Genomic DNA, 15,266 nt, shown 5'->3' with positions numbered 1-15,266 from the left:
TCCGCATGAGCACCGTGGACGACACCGTCCGCTTCGACCTGGCCCGGCACGCGGTGCGCGAGTTCGGTGAGAACCCGAGCGCGTTCCTGGCGCTGAACTCGGGCAACGAGTACTTCACCGCCGCAGGTCACACGGGTGTCATCGCCTACCGCACGGCCGGTCGGTACCTCGTGCAGTTCGGTGGGGTGCTGGCGGCGCCGGAGGACCAGGAGCCGCTGCTGCGGGCGTTCCTCGCACACGCGGGTGCGCACAAGCGAAAGGTCGTGTCCATCCAGCTGCAGCCGGCCGATGTCGAAACGTACGTTCGTGCGGGGTGCACGATCAACCAGGTCGGTGCTTCCTACTCCCTGGAATTGTCCGGTTTCTCCCTGCGCGGCACGAAGTTCATGAAGCTGCGCAACAAGATCGCGAAGGCGCGGCGCAGCGGGGTCGAGGTCGCGGAGGTGCCGTACGAGCAGCACCGGGACGACCTGAAGACCATCGACGGCCAGTGGCTGCGGTCGAAGGGGCGGCACGTCAAGGAGATCGAGTTCCTCGTCGGCGAGTGCGGCGGCGCGGTGCAGGAGGACCGCAGGCTCTTCCTCGCGACGATCGGCGGCGAGCCGATCGCCTACGTGTCGTACTCACCGGCGTTCGGCAGCAGGAGCGGGTGGCTGCACGACCTCAGCCGGCGGGTTCCGACGGTTCCACCGGGGGTGATGGAGCTCGTGAACTCCGTCGCGATCGAACGGTTCCGCGAGGAGGGCGCCGCGTGGCTGCACTTCGGCTTCACGCCGTTCACCGGTCTGTCACCGGATCTCCGCACGTCTACGGCGAGTCCGTTCACCGACCGGCTGATGCGGTTGCTCGCCACGCACGGTGACGCCGTCTACCCCGCCGCGAGCCAGTTGGCGTACAAGGAGAAGTGGGGACCGCAACTCGTTGTGCCGGAGTACCTGGCGTTCCACGGCAAGGCGTCGCTCGGCGCGGTCTGGCAGATACTCCGGATCACCAGGTCGGTGTGACCGTTCAGCGCAGCAGGGCGGGGTCTTGCTGGAGGATCCCGTGGAACTTGTCGCGCAGCGCCTGGCTGGGTTCGAGTCCGAGGTCGACGGCCAGGCGCTGGCGCAGCTGGTGGTAGAGGTCCAGCGCCTCCGCCTGGCGTCCGGCCTGGTAGAGAGCGGTCATCAGCTGCCCGCAGAACCGCTCGCGCAACGGGTGCTGCTGGTGCAGCTGTTCCAGCTCGGTGATCAACGCCCGGTTCTCGCCCAGGGCGAGCTGCGCGTCGAACAACCGCTCATAGGCATTCAGCTTCGTCTCCGCCAATCGGGCGTACGCGAGCCGGGAGATGCGGCCGTGGCCGGTGTCGATGAGTGCCGGACCGCGCCACAGGGACAAGGCCTCGGTAAGGACCGCGATGACGTTCAACGAATCCATGTCCGGTCGCAGGCCGACCTGGTTCACCATTTCACAAAACTTCAGCCCGTCGATATCTTGGGGCGCCAGCGCCAACGCGTAACCGGCATCCGAAGTCTGCACGATATCGCGCAGGGACTCGCGCCCGGTCTCCTCGCCGAGAATCTTGCGCAACCGCGCGACATGCCCCTGCAGGGAGTTCGCCGCATTCCGCGGCGGGGAGTCCGGCCACAACTCGTCGATCAGCTGCTCCTTGGTAGCGGGCCGACCTGCGCAGAGAGCGAGCGCCGCCACCAGTGCCCGCAGCTTCTCGCCCGGCACCCTGAACTTCACGCCGTCCTCGGATAACTCGAGCGGTCCGAGAATGCTGATCTTCACGAATACCCCCGACTACCGTGTGCGGACGTTCGGAGGTTGATTTCGCAGGAAAGCGCGCACGCCAGCGTGCGCCCCCCAACGCGACCCCCCGCAGCCTTGTCAGCAGACTAACCTCACGCAACGTCGTCGTCAAACGTCACAGCGTGATCCAGAGCTGCAATCCGATAGGCAGGATGCAAGAGCCCTGTACCCTCGAAAACCGGTATTGTTCGGCTTGCGTCGCACACGTATTCGGGGTCAGGGGGAAAAATGACTGAGACACGGCTGGCGGGGGTGACGCCCGACGCACCGTGGCGTCGGCTGGTGGCACTCGGCGACCCCGGTGGCATCGGCCCGTCCTCGCGCAAGGGACTCGCCAGGCACCTGCGCGACACCCACACGAGCCTCGCGTTCCTCGACCTCTGCCGCACCAGGGCGTCCATTTCGGACACCCGCGCCCGGCACCTCACCCGCGCACTGGACTTCCGCTGCGACCTCGCGCTGGTGCTGTGCGGAGGACAGGACGACGCCGCGAACCCGTACGACGCGGAAGTGGAGCTGGGCCGCGTGATCGGGCCGTTGCGCGACGCCGGTGCGGACGTGCTGACGATCGTACCGCCCACGTCGACCCGTTCCCCGCTGCGCGACCGGTTCGCCGCGGTGTCCATGCGGCACGGGGCGTTGTACCTGCACCTGGAGTCGACGGCGCAGACCTCGGTGCTGGGCGAGGTCGTGCGCACCCTCAACGCGAAGGTCTGGTCTCGCCGGCAACGCGTCTCGTCGTGACAGTCCTCAGCAGACGGTCGTCCGGCCTTTTCGGACGGACGACCGTCTGTTGTGGATCGGGTCAGTTGCCTGCGGCGAACCAGTCCTCGATGCTCGTCGCCTGCAGCTGCGCGCCGGCGTTCGGGACGAGCTGCCTGCCGGTCAGCGCCGTGCCGAAGTACTGCGCCCGCGGGTCCGACACGACCTCGCGCTCGTCCTCGCGCCGCGTGAGCACCGTGCGGATCCACCCGTCCATCGTGAACTCCTCGGGCCCGCCGATCTCCAGCACGCCGTTCACCGGCTCGGTCGCCGCCGTCCTGGCCACGACCGCCGCCACGTCCGCCGCGGCGACCGGCTGGACACCGCCGTGCGGGAGCCGCACCACGCCGTCCGCGGTGGCGCTGTTCGCGATGGCGCCGGCGAACTCGAAGAACTGCGTGGCGCGGATGACCGAGTACGTCAGGCCCGACGCCCTGATGAGCTCTTCCTGCGCCACCTTCGCCCGCAGGTAGCCCGAGTCCGGCAGCTCGTCGGCGCCGACGATCGACAGCGCGACGTAGTGGCCGACCCCGGCCTGCCGTGCGGCGTTGACCAGGTTCGTCGTGGCCGTGGTGAAGAAGCGCAGGACGTCCTCGTCGGCGAACGACGGCGAGTTCGACACGTCCACGAGCACGTCGGCGCCCTTCACCACCTCCTCGACGCCTGCGCCGGTGACGGTGTCGACGCCGCTGCTCGGGGAGGCCGCCACCGCCTCGTGGCCGTGCTCCCCCAGCCGCTTCACGACCTGGCTGCCGATCAAGCCGGTGCCGCCGATGACAACGATCCTCATGGTCCATCCCTTTCGTGTGCCCGCTGGTGTGCGGGCGTTCACGAGCTAGGACAAGACAGCCCGCGCGGTTGTGACGCGCTGCGAACGCCTCCTAGGCGAACGCGCCCAGCTTCTCCGGGTTGACCAGCCACATCACCTGGTCGATGCCCTCCTCCGACACCGCCACCGTGATCACGCCGAACACCGCGCCGTCGCGCTCCAGCCGGATCGCCGCCTGCCCGTTCGCCTCCACGTACGAGACGTCCTCGGCCGTCCAGAACGTCGGTGCCCAGGCCGCGAAGATCTTCGCCAGCGCGGTGGCGCCGTACAGCGGGCGGCCGGCGGCGCGGACCTTGCCGTTGGAGTCGGACCAGCTCACCACGTCCGCGGCGAACAGCTTCTCCAGGCCCGCGAGGTCACCTGCCTGGGCGGCGGCGACGAAGGCCTCCAGCAGCTCGCGTTGCCTGGCGGGGGTGGCCGGGGTGCGGCGCGAGTCGGCGAGGTGCTTGCGGGCGCGGCTGACCAGCTGGCGTGCGGCGACCTCACTGGTCTGAACGACCTCGGCGATCTCGCGGTACGGGTAGTCGAACGCCTCGCGCAGCACGTAGGCGGCACGTTCGGTGGGGGTGAGCTTCTCCAGCAGCATCAGCACGGCGAGCTCCAGCACGGCACCCCGTTCGGCGCCCAGCTGCGGGTCGGCGGCCGTGTCGACCGGTTCGGGCAGCCACGGGCCGGCGTAGGTCTCGCGGCGGGCGCGGGCGGTCCGGCTCTCGTTGATGGCGAGGCGGGTGGTGGCCGTGGCCAGGTAAGCCTCGGGGTTCAGCACTGCGGCGCGGTCGGCGGTCTGCCAGCGCAGCCACACCTCCTGCACCAGGTCCTCGGCGTCGGCCACGCTGCCGGTCATCCGGTACGCGATGCCGAAGAGCCTGGGCCGCGCGGCCGCGAACGCCGACTCCGCCTGCTCGAGCTGCGTCATCCGCCACTCCGTTCCGTCTCCGCACCCACCGTAGCGCCGGCCCCCGGCGGCGGTCGCCGCGGTGGCGGATCTCCACAATGGAGGGCGTGACCGACCGACCTGAGCCGCCGCTGACCGGGAACGAGCGCGACACCCTGCGCGCGTTCCTCGACTTCCACCGCGCCACCCTCGCGCTCAAGTGCGCGGGGCTGTCGGACGAGCAGCTGCGCCGCCGGTCGATGCCACCGTCCACGCTCACCCTGCTGGGGCTGGTGCGGCACATGGCCGAGGTCGAGCGCACGTGGTTCCGGCGCGTGATCAACGGCGAGGACGTCACCAACGTGTGGTCCGCCGACAACGACTACCAGGTCGCCTACGACGCGAGCGGCTCGACGCGCGCGGAGGCGTTCGCGGCGTGGGAGGCCGAGGTCGCGCACGCCCGCAGGATCGAACGCGCCGCCGAGTCGCTCGACATCACCGGCTACCAGCCCAAGTGGGAGCAGCACGTGTCGTTGCGGCTGGTCATGCACCACCTGTGCCACGAGTACGCACGGCACAACGGCCACGCCGACTTCCTGCGCGAGGCCCTCGACGGCTCGACCGGCACCTGACCCCTGCTCTTCCGGCATCTGCAAGTACCACCAACTCAACATCAACAGGCACTTTTCCACTACCAACAGCGCCGCCGACCGTCCGTGGGTCCGGAGTCTCCTTCGTCAGACGGCGAACATGTTGGTGGTACTTGCAGATGCCTGGGCAGCAACGGGGGTGGCGGTGGTACCGGTTAGAGGGATCGCCAGACGTAGAGGTGCTCCCCGGTGGCGCGTGAGCGCGCGGCCAGTGCGATCAGCTCGTGCAGGTGCGGGGCCAGGTCGAGCGGCTCACCGGTGTGCGTCGCGAGCTCCTCGATGCCCGCCCAGCGCCGCGCCAGCGCGGGCACGTCGGCGGCGGGGATGTCGGCCAGGGTGTCCCTGACGTCATCGGCGAACTCGCAGACCCACGCCTCGAACTCGCTGTCCTCGTCGCTGACCAGCGTGGTGGCGGACAGGCCGGGGTGCCACTCGACGTCGCGCACGAACCCGATCAGCTGACCCAGCACCACGTCGGGTTCGAGGCCGGCGACGGTGTCCAGGTGGTTCAACGGTCCGCCGTCCACCACGAGCGCCGCCTGCTCGGCGCCGGGTGCGCGGAAGTAGTCGTTCAGAACGCCCACGTGCTCCCCCAAAAGATGTCCGGCGGAGCATAACCACACGGGTCCCGGGGCTGGAGTTGTGGTCGTCGCGGCTCGCATCGAACGGGCCCGGGGCGGGTATTCCCCGTGACGGCGGCACCTCGACCCGCGGGGGCCGCCGACCTGCGGAGGTGAGCTCGTGCTCTTCCACGTGCGAATGGACGTCTCGCTCCCCCACGACCTGGATTCCGCGCGACGGGCGGAACTGGTCACGGCGGAGAAGGAGCGGGCGCTGGAGCTGCAACGCCTGGGTGTCTGGCCGCACCTGTGGCGGGTCGTGGGGCGCAGCGACGTCATCGGGATCTTCGACGTGCCGACCAACGACGAGCTGCACGCCGTGCTGTCGTCGTTGCCGCTGTGGGAGTTCATGGACGTCGAGGTGACGCCGCTGGCGCAGCACCCGTCCGACCTCGCGGCCCAGGGCTAGGGCCGCAGGCCGAGCTGGCGGTCGTGCAGCCGCCGCCACACCAGCAGGGAGACCACCGCTCCGCACAGGCACAGGAACATGTCCCACTGCGTGTCCCACTGGTCGCCCTGCGTGCCGAGGAAGTCGTCGGCACCGGCTCCCAGGACCACCGCGCTCAGCCACTCGACGAACTCGAAGCACGCGCTGATCGCCAGGCACACGCACGTGCTGAGGAACGCCACCCAGCCGCCCGGCCGCAACGGCGTCCGGCGCAGCAGGACCTCCCGCACCGCGACCGCGGGCACGAACCCCTGGACCACGTGGGCGAACCGGTCGTAGTTGTTGCGTTGCGTGCCAAGCCATTCCTGTGCCCACTCGCCGAGCGGTGTCTCCGCGTAGGTGTACTGCCCGCCGTAGCAGAGCACCAGCGCGTGCAGCACCAGCAACCAGCACAGCAACCGGGTCAGCGGAAAGCGCTTGCGCAGCAACACCACCAGCGGCAGGCCGACGACCACCCACACGACCTCCAGCGCCCACGTGCCGGGTGACCTCGCCAGCACACCGGTCACCACCAGCGCGGCGACCACCACGCCGACCAGCACCCGCCCCTCGATCCGGCCCGGCCCGTGCACAGTGGACTCCATGCCGGATCACCGTAGTGGTGCGGCGGCACCGGTCTCGGCACCCGGCCGTACCACCGCGCCGAGCAGTCCTGCGGCGGCGGCGCCGAGGAACGCGGTGAGGTGGCCGAAGTGGTCCACCGCCACGCCGGCGAGCAGGGCGCCGACGGCCTGCCCGACGGCGATCAGCAGGAACGACGTGCCGACGCCGGTGGCCGGCCGGTCGCCGTGCACGCGCGTGCTCCAGACCAGCAGCAGCCCGCTGAGCGCGATGTAGGAGGCACCGAACAGGCCGGCGGCGGTGAACGACACGGCGACGTCGCCCGGCCACAGCGCGAGTGCGGCGGTGGCAGCGGAGAGCAGGACGAGCACGGCGGTCCAGGCGGTGCGCAGGCCCAGGACGCCGGTCAGGTGACCGCTGACCGCGCCGAGCAGCCCGGCCAGTCCGATCAGCGACCACATCAGCGCGGCGGCGGTCGGCCCGGTGTGCACGACGTCGCGGCCGAACGTCCACACCGCCGAACTGGCCAGGCCCAGCAGGAACGCGGCGGTGAGCAGCGGCGCGGCACCGGGCGGCAGCAGCGACCCCGTCTCCCGGCCCGTCGCACCGCGTCCGTGCGGCACCGTCGCCACCACCCACGCCGTGACGGCGACCGACACCACGGCGAACGCCGCCCAGGCGAGCCGCCAGTCGTCCAGCAGGACCAGCGCGACCGGTCCGGACAGCAGCACGCCCACGCCGGTGCCCGCGTTCACCACCGACTGCGCGCGGTCCTGGCGCGCCGCGTCGACCGTGCGGGCGATCGCCTCGGCCAGCGGCGGCGACGCCAGACCGGTGCTCACCCCGGCGACCAGGACACCGGCCGCGAGCAGCACGCCGTTCGCCGAGACGGCGACGAGCGCGGTGCCGGCGGCGGCGAACACCCCCGCGCCCACCGCCACCGGCCGCGGACCGTGCCGGTTGGTCAGCAGGAACCCGGCGACGACCGCGATCCCGTAGCCGGCGTAGCTGCCCGCGCCGATGACGCCGAGCAGCGTGGAGCCCAGCGCGAACTGCTGCTGGAACGCGGGCGCGAACAGGCCGTAGGCGAACCTGGCGAACCCGTAGCACACCCCGACGAGTGCCGTGCCCGCACAGATCAACCCCACCTGCCGCCTGTCCACGATCCTCCCCTGGTAGAACGCCGGTTCTACTCCTAGACTAACGGCGTGGCCCCTTCAGCGCGAGAACGCATCCTCGTCGCCGCCTCCGAGCTGTTCTACGGCGACGGCATCGCGAACACCGGCGTGGACGCCGTGGTGGACCGTGCCGGGGTCGCGCTCGGCTCGGTGTACAAGAACTTCGGCGGCAAGGACGGCCTGGTCGAGGCCTACCTGCGCCGCCGGGACCACCTGTGGCGCGCGACCTGGGAACGGGTGGCCGCCGACGCCGCGACACCGCTGGACCGGGTGCTGTCGGTGTTCGACGCCCTGCTGCTGTGGTGCCGCGACCAGGGCGCCGACCAGGGCTGCGCGCACGTCGCCGGGCTGGTGCAGCTGCCGGCCGGGCATCCAGCGGTCGAGGTGGCCCTCGCGCACAAGGACCACCTGGTGCAACGCCTGGCCGAGCTGGCGGCGGGTCTTCCGGCGGTGGACGAGGTCGTCGCGGACGTGGCGATCGTCTACGAGGGCGTTCTCGTGCGGATGCAGCTCGGGGCCGATCCGGAGGAGGTCATCCCGCGGGCCCGGAAGCTGGCGGAGACGGCGATTCTCTGTCGTTAGAACTTTTGTTCTAGTTCGGGTCGGCGTAGTTGCAGATCTCCACGAGGTTGCCGTCCGGGTCGCGCACGTAGACGCTGCGCATCTGCCCGAGCGCCCCGTCGCGCTCCCCCGGCCCCTCCTCGACGGGAACGCCGTGGGCGGCGAGGGTCGCGAGCACCTCGTCGAGCGGGTCCTCGGTGACGAAGCACAGGTCGGCGCTGCCGGGCACGACGTGGCGGGCCTTGGGTTCGAACTCGTGGCCTGCCTCGTGCAGGTTGATCTTGCTGTGGCCGAAGGCGAGCGCCTTGCGGTCCTCGCCGAAGGTCATCTCCCGCATGCCGAGCACGGTCACGTAGAAGTCGAGCGTGGCCCGCAGGTCGGTGACGGTGAGGACGAGGTGGTCGAGCCGGTCGATGCGCATCACCCCAGTCTGCCGGTTCGCGGCGTTCAAGGAGGTCCTCGCCGAGGTCGGGCGGACCTGCCGCCACTGAGCGGGCGTTGCCGGCCCTGTGCCGGGTCAGGTGACCGCTCCGCCGGGAACAGCAGGGGGCGGCGGTGGTTGCGATAGGGGTTCGCGTCGTTGCGGTACGGGTTTCCCGGATCGGCGTACCGGTCTTTCCCGGTGCCCTCCACCGACGCGAAATTACGTGGTGGCCGGGACGGATGTCGTTCGTAGCGTGGTGAGAGCGCGGGTTGTCTCCGCGTTCTCCCCTGCGAATGAAGGACATGACAGCTCATGGCGAGATGGAAAACCTCAGCGGGTGTGATCGGCTGTGTGATCGCTGCGGCCGGGTCGGCTCTCGTGCTCGCGACGCCGGCGTCGTCGGCGCCTTCGGCCCCCGTCCTCAACGCCGGGTCCGCCGATGCGGTGCCCGGCAGGTACATCGTCGTGCTCAAGGGCACCGCGACCGCGCAGGGCACAGCCTCGGCTGCCTCGTCGGTGGTCCAACGGCACGGCGGTCGCACCCGGCACGTCTTCGACGCGGTGGTCGGTGGCTTCTCCGTGTCGATGTCGCCGGAGCAGGCCGCGCGCACGGCGGCGGACCCGGCCGTCGAGCGGGTGCAGCAGGTCGTGCGCATGCAGGTGCTCGACACCCAGCAGAGCCCGCCGAACTGGGGTGACGACCGCATCGACCAGCGCGACCTGCCGCTGGACAGCAAGTTCACCTATCCCGCCAACGGCGGGGAGGGCGTGCGCGTGTACGTCCTCGACTCCGGCATCAACGCGAACCACCAGGACTTCACCGGCCGGATCGCGGCGGGTTACGACTTCGTCGACAACGACTCCACGCCGCAGGACTGCAACGGTCACGGCACGCACGTCGCCGGCACGGCCGCCGGAACGCGGTACGGCGTGGCCAAGAAGGCCACGATCGTGCCGCTGAAGGTGCTCGACTGCGGTGGGAGCGCCTACGACGACGACCTCATCGCCGCCGCGAACTGGGTGGTGCGCAACGGGTCCGGGCCCGGCGTCGTCAACTACAGCATCGGCTGCCGTCAGCGGTGCCCCAGCAACCCCGCGCTCGAGAACGCCGTCACCGGTGTCGTCAACAGCGGCGTGCAGTGGGTCATGGCGGCGGGCAACTCCAACGACGACGCCTGCCAGTACAGCCCGCAGCACCTGCGGGCGCCGATCACCGTCGGCAACAGCAACCGCTCCGACGCCCGCCGTTCGGACAGCAACTACGGCACCTGCCTGGACATCTTCGCCCCGGGAACGGACATCGTGTCCGCGGCGTACAACAGCAACACCGGCTCCGCCACCATGTCCGGCACGTCGATGGCGTCGCCGCACGTGGCGGGCGTCGCGGCACTGCACCTCGCGCAGAACCCGTCGGCCACCCCGGCGCAGGTGCGCGATGCGCTGGTGAACAACGGTTCCACCGGCAAGCTCAGCGGCATCAACACGGGCTCGCCGAACGTGCTGCTGTACTCCGGCTACCTCAACGGCACCCAGCCCGGTGGGGTCACCGTGGCGAACCCCGGTGACAAGACCGCGACGGTCGGCCAGTCGTTCCAGCTGAACAACAGCGCGAGCGGCGGGTCCTCCCCGTACACCTGGTCGGCCACCGGTCTGCCCGCCGGCCTGTCGATCAGCTCGACGTCCGGTTCGATCACCGGCACGCCGACCACCGCCGGCACGGCGAACGTCACCGTGACCGCTCGCGACAGCGCGGGCAAGACCGGTTCGGCGTCGTTCCGCATCGTCGTCGGCACCACCGGCGGCGGTACCTGCCCGGCCGTGACCAACTCGAACAGCGGCCAGATCCTCGACTACTACACCACGCAGAGCGCCATCACGATCACCTGCTCCGGTGCGGCGTCAGCCACCTCGACGGTCGCGGTGGACATCACCCACACCTACATCGGTGACCTGCGGGTGTACCTGACCGCACCGGACGGCACCACCTACCAGCTGCACAACCAGACCGGTGGCGACACGGACAACCTGGTGCGCACCTACACGGCGAACCTGTCCAGCGAGTCCCGTGCGGGCCGCTGGCTGCTGAACGTCTACGACGGCGGTCCCGGCGACACCGGAACGCTCAACCGGTGGACCCTGACGCTCTGACCTGAGCGAACGGTCCCCGCGCAGGAACAGGGGTGCCCGGCGGTCACCACCGCCGGGTACCCCTGGCTTCGTCTCAGCCCCGGCCGATGAGGTGGTCGTTGTCCCGCAAGGACTGCCGGGTCACCCCCAGTTTGCGCAACACCTTGGCGACGTGTTGCTCGACCGTGCGCGGCGACAGGAAGAGGACGTCCGCTATCTCGTTGTTGCTGCTGCCCGCGGCCACCAGCCGGGCCACCTCACGCTCACGAGGTGACAGGTCAGAGCCATAACCCCGGCGACCGGCACGCGAAGGGGTCGCCCTGACCCCGAACTCCCGCAGCAGGTGCCGGCAGCGGGCGGAGTCGTAGGTGGCGCCCAGTGCCTCGTAGTCGTCGATGGTCCGGGTGAACGCCCGCACCGCTGCCGCCGGGTCGCCGGCGAGCAGGGAGGTGTCGGCACGCTCCCGTGCCCCGACGGCCAAGTACGATGCACCCATCTCCTCGTACGCGCGCGCTGCAGCGGTGTGGTGCTCGATCGACGACCGACCGTCGTGGTCGGCGAGCGCGCCGTGACAACTGTGCAACGCGGCCACGGCGAGCGGCGCGTCCATCCCGCTCACCCCGTCCGTCAAGTCCCGCACGACGGCCTCGGCGTCGGCGACCCGGTCCGCCGCCAGGTAGGCGTCCACGGCAGAGGGTGCGACCTCTCCCGCCCACGCCCACACGCCCTTGCGGCGCAGCAGCGCCATGCCCGCGTCCGCCTCGATCCCCGCACGCTCCACGTCACCGTCGCGCAGCGCGATCCGGACCAGACCGGCGGCGCAGCCGAGCGCGACCGGCGCGAACGCGTTGCGCGGAGTGCGGACGTGGGTACCGGTGAAGTGAGCGACGGCCGCCGCCCGCTCGCCGCGGGCCAGCGCGTGCAGGCCGAGCACCATGTTCAGCTCGTCGGTGATCGCGGCGAGCTCGTGGTACTCGGCCAGCAGGGCCCGCGCCCTGGCCGCCAGACCGTCCCAGGCTCCCGTGAACCAGTCGAGGACCAGCGCGGTGCTCCGCGCTCCGCTCAGCACGTACAGGCTGCCGGTCTCCTCCGCCGCCCGGATTCCCGTCCGCAGGTACCGGCGGGCGTCGCCGAACATGCCGATCGTGGTCATCGCGTCGGCCAGGTTGCAGTGGACCCGGGCGACCTGGCGGTGTTCGGCCATCGTCCGGCCCGTCTCCGGCACCGCCGTCAACCGGTCGCGGACCCCGGCGTCGCCGATGACGACCAGCGAGCCGATCACGTTGGCCAGCAACGACATCCGCATCGCGGGGTCGGCGCTGCGGTCGATCGCCTCGTCGGCCTTGCGCAGCCACGGCCTGAGCTCGGTGAGCGGGGTGTCCCCGATGAACGGCTGGGACAGCATGCTCATCGCCCTGGCCGCGAGGTCCGGCCGGCCGGCGAGCTCACCGACGGCGATCTCCATCTGCGCGCGCGCCTTCGCGACGCCTTCCTCCTGCTTGACGAAGAGCATCGCCAGCAGCATGCGCACCTCGCCGCGCGCACCCTCGGACAACCTCGGGTCGACCAGCAGCTTCTCCAGCGCCTCCGCCGGGCCGTACGAGTCGAGCCCGAGCGCCGAGACCTCACCGAGCTTCGTCCCCAGCCGGTCCACCTCGGCACCGGACAGCCACGGCTCGGCCAGCAGGCGCCGCAGCAGCGGGATCGCCGCGGACGCGTCGGACAGCACGAGCGCCTGGTCGGCGGCGGCCTCGCCGTAGCGCAGCCAGTCCTCGCGCCGCCCCACCCTCCTGCAGTGCTCGGCCAACTGCACCAACGGCGGCCGGTCGAGCCCGGCGAGCACCACCACCGCGCGCTCGTGCAGCTCGTACCGCTCCAGCACCCCCACCGCGCGGTAGACGGCCTGCCGGGCCAGCGTGTGCCGGAACTCCAGGACCCCGGCGCCGCCGTCGTGCAGCAACGTGCTCGCCAGCGCCTCGGTGGCGGCGGCACGTACCGCGCTCCCGTCCAGTCCGGCGACCTCGCCGATGAGGTGGACCGTCGCCGGCACGGCCAGGACGGCCGCCGCGCGCACGAACTGCCCGGCCTCCGCGGGCAGCGCACCCAGCCGCTCCGCCGCGGACTCCAGCAACAGCGCCGGAACCTCGCCACCGCTCGTGAGCCGCCGCACGGCCGCGCTGTTCGCCACCACCTCGTCCGAGCCGCCGCGCAACGAGCGCAGGACCTCCTCGACGACGAGCGGCAGCCCCGCGGTGTGCCCGTGCAGCTCCGCGGTGAACTCATCGCTCACCTCGTCCGTCTCCAGCGCGGCCGCGGCGAGCGCGGCCACCTCGTCCACGGTCAGCGGGGCAGGCCTCACCAGTTCCGTCGTCACGCCCGGCCCAGGCCGGTACGCCGTGCCCAGCGGCATCGCGGTGGGCAGGTCCTCACGCCGGTAGGTCACCACCACCGCCAACCCCGCGGGCGGGTCGGCCATCAGGAACCGGAGCAGCTGCAGCGTCCCGTCGTCGGCCCAGTGCAGGTCTTCGACCACCAGCACGGTGTCCCCCAGCGCCACCAGCACCGCGCGGATCGCCCGGAACAGCAGGTGCCGGTCGAACGAGTGGCTGCCGTTCACTGTCACCGGCTCCGGCAGCACGTCGGCCAGTTCGGGCAGCGCCTCCCGCAGGGCCGCCGTCACCGGGCTCAGCGGCCCGCACCGCTCGATCCGCGCGCGGCACCGGCCGAGCGCCTCCAGCACCGGCCCCAGGATGAACGGCTCGCGCAACTGCTGGCAGTGTCCCGTCAGGACGGTGCGCCCAGCGGCCTCCTCCGACGCGAGCAGCTCACGCACGAGCCGGCTCTTGCCGATCCCCGCTTCCCCCTCCACCTGCACCAGCGCGGGCAGGTTGCGCAGCGCGCGGTCCATCACCTCGAGCTCGTCGCGGCGACCGACGAACACCGAGCTGTCCCGCACGACCAGAGACCGGACCAGGACCCCGTCCCTCCTCTCGGCGGCGAAGACGGGCTCGCTGCCTTCGAATGGGCCAACAGGGTACGTGACGTGCGAAGAAGACGTAAGGGACGACTTCGAACCGGCGGCGGACCTCTCCCGCAGCGAAGAGTGAACTGGGCGGCGCCTGCTCACCGCGCTCGCGCTCGCCGTCGCGTTCGACGCCTGCGCTCAGGCGTCGAACGAACGGCGGGCCGCTTCGATCTCCCGCAGGTGCTTCGTCGTCCACGCGCACATGGCGTCGACGGTCTGGCGCAGCTCCCGGCCCGGTTCCGTCAGCGCGTAGTCGACCCGCGGCGGCACGGTCGGGTGCACGAACCGCGACACCAGCCCGTTGCGCTCCAGCAGCCGCAGGTTCTGCGTGAGCATCTTGTGGCTGATCCCGTCGACCAGGGCGCGCAGCTCCGTGAACCGCCGGGTCTCGTCACCGATCGCCTCGATGATCAGCAGCGCCCACTTGTTGGCGACGTCGGAGAAGATCTCGCGCGCCAGCGAGTCGGCGCGGGCCAGGTCCGCGTCCTGCGGCAGCGTGAACTGCTTGCTCACCTTTAGGTTCCCCAGTCACGATAAAGTGCGTTCTTCCAGGTCAGCGTTCACTCTCCTATGGTTTCCCAGTAACCACAAGAGAGCGAGAACCTGAACATGATCACCCTGGTCAACCCCGACGGCCTGCCGCAGATCGACGTCTACCACCAGGTGGCGGTGGCGAGCGGGAGGACGGTGCACGTCGCCGGGCAGGTCGCCTGGGACGCCGGGCCCGACCTGGCCGAGCAGGTCGCGCAGGCCTACCTCAACGTCCACACGGCGCTGCGGAGCGTCGGCGCGACGTTCGACGACCTCGTCAAGGTCACCGTGTACGTCGTGGACTGGACGCCGGACAAGATGCCGCAGCTGCTCGAAGGCATCGCGAGGGCGGCTGCGGAGGCGGGCAGCACGCCCCGGCCGCCGGCCACGCTCATCGGCGTCCAGGCGCTGGACGTGCCGGAGCACCTGGTCGAGATCGAGGCCACGGCGGTCATCGACTGATCCACCGGTGGTCACCGGCGGAGGGTGACCGCCAGCGCCACCGCGGCGGTCAGGGCGATGACCCCGCTCACCACCAGCTGGTTGAGCCACACGACGGAGTTCCAGTCGGAGTCGCGCAGCAGCGCCGCCACTACCAGGGCGAGGGCCAGTGCGATCGTGATCTGGCGCAGCAGCGGCACGTCCAGCGGTGCCATCGCGCGGACCATGCCGAGCAGCATGACCAGCACCGCGAGGCCCATGGACACCCAGTAGGGCTCGAAGGCGTTCACCGCCGCGTCGAAGTGCAGGACCGGTGGCGCCGCGATCAGCCACACACCGGCCAGGAACGCGGTGACGCCTGCCCTGCTCTCGACGGTCCGCCCGCGCGCATCCCCCACGCGAACGATTCTCACCTCTTGGCGGCGCTGAGGGAATACCCGT

The 15,266-nt window shown here is 70.9% G+C and carries 17 protein-coding genes; 7 read left to right on the top strand and 10 right to left on the bottom strand.

The genetic code is table 11. From position 1 onward, the window contains the following. Nucleotides 1-5 precede the first annotated feature (5 nt). On the top strand, nucleotides 6-1,004 hold the full coding sequence (locus tag AB0A63_RS10030) for a DUF2156 domain-containing protein (RefSeq protein ID WP_360387813.1): 999 nt from the start codon (nucleotides 6-8) through the stop codon (nucleotides 1,002-1,004). Nucleotides 1,005-1,008: 4 nt separating this feature from the next. Here AB0A63_RS10030 and AB0A63_RS10025 read toward each other — a convergent pair whose 3' ends face one another. Then, nucleotides 1,009-1,773: an AfsR/SARP family transcriptional regulator gene (locus AB0A63_RS10025; RefSeq protein WP_360387810.1), complete on the bottom strand. Its 765-nt coding sequence runs from the start codon at nucleotides 1,771-1,773 to the stop codon at nucleotides 1,009-1,011. A gap of 249 nt (nucleotides 1,774-2,022) precedes the next feature. On the opposite strand from AB0A63_RS10025, the gene AB0A63_RS10020 reads away from it, so the two are divergent. Beyond that, on the top strand, nucleotides 2,023-2,538 hold the full coding sequence (locus AB0A63_RS10020; RefSeq protein ID WP_360387807.1) for a hypothetical protein: 516 nt from the start codon (nucleotides 2,023-2,025) through the stop codon (nucleotides 2,536-2,538). Between the two features lie 61 nt (nucleotides 2,539-2,599). On the opposite strand, the gene AB0A63_RS10015 is transcribed toward AB0A63_RS10020, so the two are convergent. Beyond that, nucleotides 2,600-3,346, bottom strand: a complete 747-nt coding sequence (locus tag AB0A63_RS10015) for an NAD(P)H-binding protein (protein ID WP_360387805.1) — start codon at nucleotides 3,344-3,346, stop codon at nucleotides 2,600-2,602. Nucleotides 3,347-3,437: 91 nt separating this feature from the next. After that, nucleotides 3,438-4,301 carry an RNA polymerase sigma-70 factor gene (locus tag AB0A63_RS10010; RefSeq protein ID WP_360387802.1) on the bottom strand — a complete coding sequence of 288 codons (864 nt, stop codon included), beginning with the start codon at nucleotides 4,299-4,301 and terminating at the stop codon, nucleotides 3,438-3,440. A gap of 86 nt (nucleotides 4,302-4,387) precedes the next feature. Here AB0A63_RS10010 and AB0A63_RS10005 point away from each other — a divergent pair, with 86 nt between their 5' ends. Beyond that, nucleotides 4,388-4,891 carry a DinB family protein gene (locus AB0A63_RS10005; protein WP_360387800.1) on the top strand — a complete coding sequence of 168 codons (504 nt, stop codon included), beginning with the start codon at nucleotides 4,388-4,390 and terminating at the stop codon, nucleotides 4,889-4,891. A 173-nt stretch (nucleotides 4,892-5,064) separates the two neighbouring features. Here AB0A63_RS10005 and AB0A63_RS10000 read toward each other — a convergent pair whose 3' ends face one another. Next, nucleotides 5,065-5,493: a hypothetical protein gene (locus tag AB0A63_RS10000; protein ID WP_360387797.1), complete on the bottom strand. Its 429-nt coding sequence runs from the start codon at nucleotides 5,491-5,493 to the stop codon at nucleotides 5,065-5,067. 157 nt (nucleotides 5,494-5,650) lie between these two features. Between AB0A63_RS10000 and AB0A63_RS09995 the strand changes: the two genes are divergently transcribed. Further along, nucleotides 5,651-5,938, top strand: a complete 288-nt coding sequence (locus AB0A63_RS09995) for a muconolactone Delta-isomerase family protein (protein ID WP_360387795.1) — start codon at nucleotides 5,651-5,653, stop codon at nucleotides 5,936-5,938. Here AB0A63_RS09995 and AB0A63_RS09990 read toward each other — a convergent pair. Both AB0A63_RS09990 and AB0A63_RS09985 read right to left on the bottom strand, forming a co-directional pair. Further along, nucleotides 5,935-6,561 (bottom strand): DUF2238 domain-containing protein, encoded by a 627-nt coding sequence (locus AB0A63_RS09990; protein WP_360387793.1) that lies wholly within the window; start codon nucleotides 6,559-6,561, stop codon nucleotides 5,935-5,937. The genes AB0A63_RS09995 and AB0A63_RS09990 overlap by 4 nt on opposite strands. Nucleotides 6,562-6,567: 6 nt before the next feature. Then, the gene (locus tag AB0A63_RS09985) at nucleotides 6,568-7,701 is read right to left on the bottom strand and encodes an MFS transporter (protein WP_360387791.1); all 1,134 of its coding nucleotides are present in this window, start codon (nucleotides 7,699-7,701) and stop codon (nucleotides 6,568-6,570) included. Between the two features lie 45 nt (nucleotides 7,702-7,746). Between AB0A63_RS09985 and AB0A63_RS09980 the strand changes: the two genes are divergently transcribed. Beyond that, complete coding sequence (locus AB0A63_RS09980; RefSeq protein WP_360387789.1) at nucleotides 7,747-8,298, top strand: TetR/AcrR family transcriptional regulator; 552 nt, start codon at nucleotides 7,747-7,749, stop codon at nucleotides 8,296-8,298. 10 nt (nucleotides 8,299-8,308) lie between these two features. Here AB0A63_RS09980 and AB0A63_RS09975 read toward each other — a convergent pair whose 3' ends face one another. After that, nucleotides 8,309-8,698 (bottom strand): VOC family protein, encoded by a 390-nt coding sequence (locus AB0A63_RS09975; protein WP_360387786.1) that lies wholly within the window; start codon nucleotides 8,696-8,698, stop codon nucleotides 8,309-8,311. Nucleotides 8,699-9,052: 354 nt separating this feature from the next. On the opposite strand from AB0A63_RS09975, the gene AB0A63_RS09970 reads away from it, so the two are divergent. Next, a complete protein-coding gene (locus tag AB0A63_RS09970; RefSeq protein WP_360387784.1) occupies nucleotides 9,053-10,849 on the top strand; it encodes a S8 family serine peptidase in 1,797 nt (598 codons plus the stop codon). Nucleotides 10,850-10,922: 73 nt separating this feature from the next. On the opposite strand, the gene AB0A63_RS09965 is transcribed toward AB0A63_RS09970, so the two are convergent. Continuing rightward, nucleotides 10,923-13,784 carry an AAA family ATPase gene (locus tag AB0A63_RS09965; protein ID WP_360387781.1) on the bottom strand — a complete coding sequence of 954 codons (2,862 nt, stop codon included), beginning with the start codon at nucleotides 13,782-13,784 and terminating at the stop codon, nucleotides 10,923-10,925. 207 nt (nucleotides 13,785-13,991) lie between these two features. Beyond that, nucleotides 13,992-14,366, bottom strand: a complete 375-nt coding sequence (locus AB0A63_RS09960) for a helix-turn-helix domain-containing protein (RefSeq protein ID WP_360387778.1) — start codon at nucleotides 14,364-14,366, stop codon at nucleotides 13,992-13,994. A gap of 96 nt (nucleotides 14,367-14,462) precedes the next feature. On the opposite strand from AB0A63_RS09960, the gene AB0A63_RS09955 reads away from it, so the two are divergent. Further along, nucleotides 14,463-14,846 (top strand): RidA family protein, encoded by a 384-nt coding sequence (locus tag AB0A63_RS09955; protein WP_360387775.1) that lies wholly within the window; start codon nucleotides 14,463-14,465, stop codon nucleotides 14,844-14,846. Between the two features lie 11 nt (nucleotides 14,847-14,857). On the opposite strand, the gene AB0A63_RS09950 is transcribed toward AB0A63_RS09955, so the two are convergent. Beyond that, a complete protein-coding gene (locus AB0A63_RS09950; protein WP_360387772.1) occupies nucleotides 14,858-15,223 on the bottom strand; it encodes a hypothetical protein in 366 nt (121 codons plus the stop codon). Nucleotides 15,224-15,266: the final 43 nt, after the last annotated feature.

This window comes from Lentzea sp. NPDC042327, from assembly GCF_040647275.1.
In the GTDB taxonomy this organism is placed as follows: domain Bacteria; phylum Actinomycetota; class Actinomycetes; order Mycobacteriales; family Pseudonocardiaceae; genus Lentzea.
The sequence above is the reverse complement of the archived record's forward strand: the minus strand, read 5'-3'. Positions and strand labels throughout refer to the sequence as shown.

What these genes read in the sequence shown, in the direction of transcription:
- AB0A63_RS10030 (WP_360387813.1), top strand. Translation starts at nt 6, where the DNA reads ATGAGCACCGTGGACGACACCGTCCGCTTCGACCTGGCCCGGCACGCG.
- AB0A63_RS10020 (WP_360387807.1), top strand. Translation starts at nt 2,023, where the DNA reads ATGACTGAGACACGGCTGGCGGGGGTGACGCCCGACGCACCGTGGCGT.
- AB0A63_RS10015 (WP_360387805.1), bottom strand. Translation starts at nt 3,346, where the DNA reads ATGAGGATCGTTGTCATCGGCGGCACCGGCTTGATCGGCAGCCAGGTC.
- AB0A63_RS10010 (WP_360387802.1), bottom strand. Translation starts at nt 4,301, where the DNA reads ATGACGCAGCTCGAGCAGGCGGAGTCGGCGTTCGCGGCCGCGCGGCCC.
- AB0A63_RS09990 (WP_360387793.1), bottom strand. Translation starts at nt 6,561, where the DNA reads ATGGAGTCCACTGTGCACGGGCCGGGCCGGATCGAGGGGCGGGTGCTG.
- AB0A63_RS09975 (WP_360387786.1), bottom strand. Translation starts at nt 8,698, where the DNA reads ATGCGCATCGACCGGCTCGACCACCTCGTCCTCACCGTCACCGACCTG.
- AB0A63_RS09955 (WP_360387775.1), top strand. Translation starts at nt 14,463, where the DNA reads ATGATCACCCTGGTCAACCCCGACGGCCTGCCGCAGATCGACGTCTAC.